The sequence below is a fragment of the Rhizobacter sp. genome, from assembly GCF_035702065.1.
Lineage (GTDB): Bacteria > Pseudomonadota > Gammaproteobacteria > Burkholderiales > Burkholderiaceae_C > Rhizobacter.
This window is the reverse complement of the sequence record NZ_DASSRA010000480.1, coordinates 1-5,525: the sequence shown is the minus strand read 5'-3', so window position 1 is coordinate 5,525 and position 5,525 is coordinate 1. Positions and strand designations below refer to the sequence as shown.

Sequence of the window (5,525 nt, the reverse complement as noted above, 5' to 3'; positions counted from 1 at the left end):
CCTGCGCGCGCTGATCCAGGGCGTGGCCGGCTATGCCCCCACGGAACAGCTGATCGAGGACTGGAAGGCCGCCGGCGAGAAGCTGGTGGCCGACGCGGCCGCGCGTGTGCGCGAGAAGGGTGTCGCGGTCGAGAGCGTGGTGCTTTGCGACCCGGCCTTGCGCATCTGCGACGCCATCATCGAAGAGGCGAAGAAGGCCCCCGCCCAGCTGATCGTCATGGGCACGCACGGCCGGCGAGGCTTCTCGCGGCTGGTGATGGGCAGCGACGCCGAACTGGTGTTGCGCAGCAGCCCGGTCCCGGTGATGCTGGTCCGTGGCGAGGAACCGGAACCCGCCTGAGCATCACGCAGGCTCCAGCGCGGCCAGCCCCCGCGCCAGCAGGCGCAGGCGAGCCTGATCTCGGATGTGGATGCGCCTGCCTCGCACGTCGACGGCCCAGTCGCCCTCCAGCCGTGAGAGGCAGCGGCTGACGGTCTCGATCCGCAGGCCGAGCAGGTTGCCGATGTCCTCGCGGCTCATGCGCAAGACCACGTCGTCCGGCGAGAGCCCGAGCAGCCGCTGCCGTTCGGCGAGTTGAAGCAGGAAGGTGGCCACGCGTTCGTCCGCGCGCGCCTGGGCGAGCTGGCCGAGCAGCGTGCGACTGGCGACCAGCTCCTGGCTCATGTAGCGGTGGATCCGGCGCTGCAACACCGGGTTGGCACGCGCCAGGGCTTCGAGCCGCTCGAAGTCGATCACGCAGACCAGGGCGTCTTCCAGTGCGATGGCGTCGAAGGCCAGAACACCCTCGGCGACACCGGTCAGGCCGATCAGGTCGCCGGCCATCGGGAAACCGGTGACCTGCTGGCCGCCGGCCGGCAGCGGCAGGCTCGTCTTGAACGTGCCGGCCTTCACCGCGAAGACCGCAGCGAAGCGCTCGCCCGCGTGGCAGAGCGCCTCACCGCGGCGCACGGCCTGCTGGGTGGCGCCGACGCCATCGAGCCGGTCGAACTCGGCGACTTCAAGGCCTGCAGGCAGGCACAGCGTGCGCAGCTTGCAGGTCACACACGCAGAGCGCGGCTCGGTGGATTCCACGAGGGATGTTGCTTTCATGGCTGCCCCTCAGACCTTGCGCGGCTGCACCCGCACGCCATCGCGGATCGCCGGCGGGGGATACACCACCACCACCGTGCCGGGCGCCAGGCCCTTGCGCACCCAGGCGTGGCTGGCGTTGCGTGCGCCGACCTCCACCGGTGTGAGACGCGCACGCCCCCCGTCGATGCGGAACACACCGAAACCACCATGGTTGCCATTCGCGCTGTCGGCATCGGGCAGGGGAAAGACGGCGCTCGACGGCACCTGCACCGCCTGCGGCAACGCGAGCGTCACCACACGCACGCCCACGCGGAAGCCATCGCCCAGGGCCGACCAGTCGCTGGCCGGGCTGGTGATGTCGATCACCACCTTCACGCGCTGCTCCTCGACGCCGAGCGCCGACACCTTGGTGAAGGCCGAGGGCTCGACGTACCGGACCTGCGCGTTCAGGACGCCTTCGCCGCCCCAGCGTTCGATCAGCACGGGCGAGCCGGGGCGCACCTTCAAGGCGTCGGTGGTCAGCAGCTCGGACACGATCTCGAGCGCCGCGGTGTCGCCCAGCTCCATCAGCGGCGCGCCGAGCGGCAGCGTGCTCTCGCTCACCTGCGTGACGCGCAGCACCTTGCCCCCCACCGGTGCGCGCACGCTGAAGGCGCGGGTGCCGGGCGCGGTGCCATGCAGCGCCGTCAGAGCGGCACGCGCCTGCGCCACTTCATGCTCGGCCACGTGGCGCTCCTGTTCGGCCGCCTCGACTTCCTTGTGCGCCGCCTCGACCGTCAGCCGGTTCGACTCCAGCTTGGTGAGCGAGATGAAACCCTGGGCGGCCAGCTGCTCCGAGCGGGTCGCCTCGTTGTTCGCCTGTTGCAGGCCGATGCGCGCGCCCGCGGCCCGCACTTTGGTGCGCTCCTGCTGCGCCTCGGCCACGGCCAGGCGCGCCTGCAACTCCTTGCGGGTGCGGTCGTCCAACATGGGCGACAAGGCCGGCGTCAGCTCGGCAACCACCGCGCCGGCTTCCACGCGGTCGCCTTCACGCAACGTCACCCGGCTCAACCGGCCGGCCAGCGGGGCCGAGACGACGTAGCGCTCGCGCAGGCGCGTCTTGCCGTCTTCGTCGATGGTGGTCTGGAAGGGCGCCCGCGTGACGGTGGACACCTCCACCTCCACTGGCCGTGGCGCAAAGGCCCAGGCCAACAGGCCGACGGCCGCCACGGCCACGCACCCCGCCACCACCCATGTGGAACGCTTCATCGCTCAATCCCTCGTCTTCAAGGCCGACACCATGTCGAGCCGGTCGATCCGCCGCTGCACCACCATCGCGCTGGCCACCCCCGCGGCCACCACGCACAGCGCGGCCCAGGCATACGTGCGTGCGCGGATCACCACCGGGAACAGGAACTGGTCGGACTTGAGCAGCTCCGTCACCGTGTGCGTGAGGCCCCAGCCCAGCACCATGCCCAGAGGCAGCGCCAGCGCGATCACGAATGCCAGTTCGCCCAGCAGCAGGGCCGAAACCTGCGCCCGCGTGAAGCCGAGCACGCGCAGGCTGGCCAGTTCCCACGCGCGCTCGGCCAGTGCGATGCGCGCGTTGTTGTAGACCACACCGACCGCGATCACGCTGGCGAAGGCCGTGAGGATGGTGCTCATGATCCGCACGTTGCGCGCGCTGATCTCCTGCATGTTGCGCAGCATCGTGGTCTTGCTCCAGGCCCCGGCGATGCGCGGGAACGCCTTGCTGGCCTCCAGCACCTGCGGCTCGTTGCCTCGCTCGATGGCCAGCACGAAGCCGGTGGACAGGTCGCCCTCGCCGAGCGCCCGGTTGAGCGCGCTGCGGTCCATGTAGGCGTTCAGGCCCATCATGTCGCGCACCGTGGCGCCCACCACCAGGTCGAGCCGGCGCTCGCGGCCTTCGAGGATGTCGACCAGCACCCGGTCGCCCACCCGCAGGCCGAGCTTGTCGGCCAGGCGGTCGGTCAGCACCAGGCCGCGCCCGTCGAGCGTGACCTGCTGGCCGGCCACGTCGATCAGGCGGTACAACTCGGGCCGCGCCGCATAGCCGCGCAGCAGGCTGCGCTCCTCGCGGTGGCCGTTGACGAGCTTCACCGGCACGAAGCGCGTGGTTTCTACCGCCTTCACGCCGGGCAGTCGGCCGAGTTCGAGGCGCACGGCGTCGTCCACGGCCTCGGGTGTCCACACCGTGATGTCGCCGCGCAGGCTGAGGGTGAACTGCGTGTCCACGATCACCTCGATGGCGTCGCGAAAGAAGTTGCCCATCACCACGATGGCCACTGCCGCAGCCACACCGCCCACCGAGAGCGCCGCACGCAGGGGCCGGCGTTCGACGTTTCTCACGATCATGCGCAGGGCTGGCGCCATGCGGTGCACCCCCATGCGTTCAAGCAGGGTGGGGCGGTAGCTGCCCGGCGAGGGCGGGCGCATGGCCTCGGCCGGCGCAAGCCGCACCGTCGCCAGGATGGCGTTGAAGGTGCCCGCCACGGCGGTGACTACAGCCACCGCACCGCTCACCACCAGCAGCCAGGGCGCGATGCGGTGCTCGAAACTCGGGAAGCGGAAGAACTCGGCGTACAGGCCGGTGAACATCGTGCCCAGCCGGTCGCCGAGCACCACACCGAGCGCCAGGCCGAAGAGCACCACCAGCAGCACCAGCTTGAGGTAGTGCAGGCCGATGCTGCGGTTCGGGTAGCCCAGCGCCTTCAGCGCCGCGATCTGCTCGCGCTGGGTCGACACCAGCCGCGACACCACCACGTTCAGCAGGAAGGCCGCCACCGCGAGAAAGATCGCCGGCAGCACCGTGCCCAGCACGCGCTGCTCTTTGATCTCGTTGTCGAGCATGGCGTGCGAGGTCTGCCGGTCGCGGCCGTGCGCCTCGCGCCCGCCGTAGGGCGAGAGCAGGCGCGACAGGCCATCGACCACCTGCTGCTCCGAGGCGCCCGGTGCGAGCTTGACCGCCACGCGGTTGAAGGCGCCGTGCATGTCGTAGGCGGCGGCCAGCACCTCGTGGTCGAGCCAGAACACGCCGAAGCCACGGGTGTCGGGCATGCCCCAGAGGCCGGCGAAGATGAACTCCGGCGACAGCGCCGTGCCGGTGACAACGAGCGTGCGCTGCCGCCCGTTGATCTGCGCGCCGAGCCGCGAACCCGGCGACAACCCGCGAGACTTGGCGAAGCCTTCGGACACCAGCACCTCGATACCGGCGCCTGCGCTGCCCGATTCGCTGCGCTCGGGCATGCGCCCACGGCTCACCGTGACCCGGTTCATGCGCGCGAGGTCGCCGGTCTTGAGGCCGATCAGCTGGCCGATCACCGGGTCGGTCTGGCCGGGCACTTCGACCCGCACGATCTCCTCGACCGTGGTCTGCACGTCGGCCACGCCCGGCACCTCGCGCAGGGTGTCGGCCAGAGCCGCCGGGGCGCGCTTCACGGAGGCAAATACGTCGGCAAACCGGCCCTGGGCGTAGAAGCGGTCGCGTGCGAGCGCGAGCGAGTCCACGGCCGACAGGCTGGTGATGAAGCCGCCGATGCCGCTGGCCACCACGAGCGCGATGGTGAGCGCCTGGCTCCACATCAGGCGCAGGTCGCGCAGCAGCTTGCGGTCGAGCGCCTTCATCACCACGACAGCTCCGAGGGCAGGCACTTGCGGGCATTGGTCTCCACCTTCACCACGCGGCCGTCGCCCAGGTACATCACGCGGTCGGCCATGCCTGCGATCGCCGCGTTGTGCGTGATCACGACGGTGGTGGTGCCGATCTCGGCGTTGACGCGCGCGATGACTTCGAGCACCAGCTTGCCGGTCTGGTAGTCGAGCGCGCCGGTGGGCTCGTCGCACAGCAGCACCTGCGGCTGCTTGGCGATGGCGCGCGCGATCGCCACGCGCTGCTGCTCACCGCCCGACAGCTGCGCCGGGAAGTGGTCGCGCCGCGGCGTGAGGCCCACGCGGTCGATGGCCTCGTCGACCGGCATCGGGTTCTTCACGATGTCGGTCACCAGCGCCACGTTCTCGCGCACCGTGAGGCTGGGGATCAGGTTGTAGAACTGGAAGACGAAGCCGACGTGGTCGCGCCGGTAGGCGGTGAGGGTGCTGTCGTCGGCGCGGCTCAGCTCCTGTTCGCCGAACCACACCTCGCCGGCGCTGGGCACGTCGAGACCGCCCAGGATGTTGAGCAGGGTCGACTTGCCGCTGCCCGAGGCGCCGAGCAGCACGATGAACTCGCCGCGGCCGATCTCCAGGTCGACGCTGCGCAGCGCGTCCACGCGCACCTCGCCGCTGCCGTACCACTTGGAGAGGCCGCGCGTGCGAAAGACCGGCGTGACAGGGGGCCTGTCCATCAGCCGTCGATCGGGGCGCCACCGGCGAAGCGGCAAGCCCATTCGTCGTACAGCTCCTGGCCGGTGGCCGTCATGGCCTTCTGCCACGAGACGCAGGCTTCGAGCTGCAG

General features: G+C 70.5%; 5 protein-coding genes. 1 reads left to right on the top strand and 4 read right to left on the bottom strand.

Going from position 1 to position 5,525, the window contains the following annotated elements:
- Window positions 1-340, top strand: a 340-nt coding sequence (locus VFL64_RS21295; protein ID WP_489542387.1) for a universal stress protein, incomplete at its 5' end; no start/stop codon positions are given.
- 3 nt (window positions 341-343) lie between these two features.
- Here VFL64_RS21295 and VFL64_RS21290 read toward each other — a convergent pair.
- From VFL64_RS21290 to VFL64_RS21275, 4 genes are read right to left on the bottom strand one after another with little or no spacing between them, the layout of a single operon-like run.
- The gene (locus tag VFL64_RS21290) at window positions 344-1,090 is read right to left on the bottom strand and encodes a helix-turn-helix domain-containing protein (protein WP_489542386.1); all 747 of its coding nucleotides are present in this window, start codon (window positions 1,088-1,090) and stop codon (window positions 344-346) included.
- A 9-nt stretch (window positions 1,091-1,099) separates the two neighbouring features.
- A complete protein-coding gene (locus tag VFL64_RS21285; RefSeq protein ID WP_489542385.1) occupies window positions 1,100-2,320 on the bottom strand; it encodes an efflux RND transporter periplasmic adaptor subunit in 1,221 nt (406 codons plus the stop codon).
- A 3-nt stretch (window positions 2,321-2,323) separates the two neighbouring features.
- Window positions 2,324-4,696: an ABC transporter permease gene (locus VFL64_RS21280; protein WP_489542388.1), complete on the bottom strand. Its 2,373-nt coding sequence runs from the start codon at window positions 4,694-4,696 to the stop codon at window positions 2,324-2,326.
- On the bottom strand, window positions 4,696-5,415 hold the full coding sequence (locus tag VFL64_RS21275; protein WP_489542384.1) for an ABC transporter ATP-binding protein: 720 nt from the start codon (window positions 5,413-5,415) through the stop codon (window positions 4,696-4,698). Before VFL64_RS21275 ends, VFL64_RS21280 begins: the two co-directional genes overlap by 1 nt.
- Between the last annotated feature and the right edge of the window lie 110 nt (window positions 5,416-5,525).

Bases quoted from the DNA above. Each gene is read 5' to 3' on its own strand.
- VFL64_RS21290 (WP_489542386.1), bottom strand. From the start codon at position 1,090: ATGAAAGCAACATCCCTCGTGGAATCCACCGAGCCGCGCTCTGCGTGT.
- VFL64_RS21285 (WP_489542385.1), bottom strand. From the start codon at position 2,320: ATGAAGCGTTCCACATGGGTGGTGGCGGGGTGCGTGGCCGTGGCGGCC.
- VFL64_RS21280 (WP_489542388.1), bottom strand. From the start codon at position 4,696: ATGAAGGCGCTCGACCGCAAGCTGCTGCGCGACCTGCGCCTGATGTGG.
- VFL64_RS21275 (WP_489542384.1), bottom strand. From the start codon at position 5,415: ATGGACAGGCCCCCTGTCACGCCGGTCTTTCGCACGCGCGGCCTCTCC.